Consider the following 2,263-nt stretch of genomic DNA (forward strand, 5'->3'; position numbering starts at 1 on the left):
CATCTTGACCTGTTTTTGGAAGACCAGTTGCTGGTGTAGCAGCTACTTCTGTTTGTCCACCCGTATGATAAGTGACAGCAACTGGTTTGTTTGTTGCCACTTCTTTTGTTTCGCTTGCAGCTGGTTGCGCTGGAGTTACTGGGGTTTCAGGTTGAGGAGTTGGGGTAGCCGGAGTTACTGGAGTAACTGGAGCTACGGGATGAACTGGACTTACTGGATCAACTGGCGCTGGCTGTGGTTGTGGTTCTGGAGTTGGTTGAGGGGTTGGTTGTGGTTCTGGAGTAGGCGTTTCTTCTTCCACTTTTTCCACAAATGTCTTGTTGCCCAAGATTGAAGCAGATAATTTCTTCCCTGCCTTATTCACATCTTCGATGTACTGGATAAAGACTTCCGTATCTGGATTAATCGCACCGATCAATTTTGTATCGCGGAAGACTGAGAAGCCATCTCCGCCACCATACAAGAAGTCGTTGATAATCGCCTTGTAGGTTTTGTTGCGATCAATTTCAGTTCCATCTGCCTTGTAAGCTTTCACAACCTTATATGGATTTTCTTCTGTTGCATCGGCTGGTTTCGTATAGGTGTACTTGATCCCTGCCATTTGCAAGAAGTAAAGCTCTTTCTCATCATATTGTTGATCCAAAGCTTTGTAGATTTGGTCCCCAGTGATTTCTACTACTTGAAGGATATTTCCAAATGGTTGCACCGCTTGAGCGGCACCCCAAGTTACTGTTCCGTCTGGTTTCACCACGAGGTCTGCACGGATTCCTCCATTATTGGTGAAAGCAAAGTCAACATCTGGATAACCTGATTTTTTGGCAATATCTAGTTGCGCTGCTGTGACCAAATCTCCAACAGCACTTTCTTTTTGCGCATTCAACTCACGAGTAATATTTTCAGCTTTCTCTGCTGTACCGATTTTTGCTTCTGTTACTTTTTTAACCGTCGCATTGGCATCATCGATGATCGCTTGAACCTTGGCATCTTTTGCTTTGCCTTTAGATGGATCTACTGCAATAATTTTAGCAGTTGGAGCTTTAACAAAGTCAGCTGTATCTGTATCTAGGACTCCACGGACATCCGAGTAGGCTTTCCCTTGAGACGTACCTTGAACGATCAAGGTATTTCCAACCATCCCGTTTGTATATTGGTGGTTATGACCTGCAAAGACGATATCCACTGAGTTTTCAGGATAGATTTGATTTAATTTTTTGATCATGTCTGCAGCAGGACCTTCTGCTACACCATTCTTACTAGTGGCAGCAACGTGGGCCAAGACAGCGATAGCATGCACACCTTGGTCATTTAATTCACGCGCATATTTGGCAATCGATTCTGCTTCATCCAAAACACGGTATTGTTCATGATTTTTACGCAAAACAAGATTTGGAAATTCTGTCGTAACAACCCCGATAAATCCGACCTTAACGGTCTTGTCATTGACTGGGATTTCTTTGATGGTATAAGGTTTCCAGTCAAATGGGATTTTGTTGGTATCCTTGTCGACCAAGTTGGCAATCACGACTTCTTGTTTAGAAGCTTCATGAGGATATTCATCGACGATCTTATTGAATTGACCAGGTGTTGGGGCTTCTCCCTTCATGATCCGGTTGAATTCACCAAGTCCTTCGTCAAACTCGTGATTTCCAAGGGTTCCGTATTCAAAGTTCATTTCATTGAAGACTTTTACAGTTGGTTCATCTTGAAGGAGGGCAGAGTTGGCTGGACTAGCGCCGACCATATCTCCCGCTTGCACACGGATGCTGGCATTAGGCGTTCCTGCATTCTCCGTTTCAAAGTCTTTTTGCGAATCGTTCAAGTAGGTTGCCAAAAGTGGGGCTGTTCCTGCATTTTTCACAGTTTCGCCTTCTAAACGAGCTGTCCCTGTTTGTTCCAAGGCACCGTGGAAGTCATTGACGCCCATGAACTGCACGGGCAATTCGTCTGCAAAAACGCTATTGATCGCAAAAACACTAAGACCCGCAGCGACCGCTAAGATACTGCTTTTCAAGATAATTTTTTTCTTCATAGAATACTCCATTTTCTAATGTAGGACACTTCTCCAAAAAGGAGAACGCAGAACAGTTGATTTGCTGCAATCAGCTCTTCCATTTTACTATTTTTTCGGTTTTACTTCAATATTTTCCTAGAAACTCTTACAATTTTATTGGAAAGCGCTTGATTTCCGAACATCTATTTCCAGTATCTTCCTTTTGTTACTTGCTGTTCCTCACAAAAGAGGCTGGGACAAAAGTCCTAGCCT

At 43.5% G+C, this 2,263-nt stretch carries 1 protein-coding gene; it reads right to left on the reverse strand.

Annotated elements, in window-relative coordinates; genetic code table 11:
* A partial coding sequence (locus HMPREF2918_RS09670; RefSeq protein WP_083307819.1) for a surface-anchored 5'-nucleotidase occupies positions 1 to 2,029 on the reverse strand: 2,029 nt, incomplete at its 3' end.
* Positions 2,030 to 2,263 lie beyond the last annotated feature (234 nt).

It is taken from the genome of Streptococcus sp. HMSC065C01, assembly GCF_001813525.1.
Lineage (GTDB): Bacteria > Bacillota > Bacilli > Lactobacillales > Streptococcaceae > Streptococcus > Streptococcus parasanguinis_V.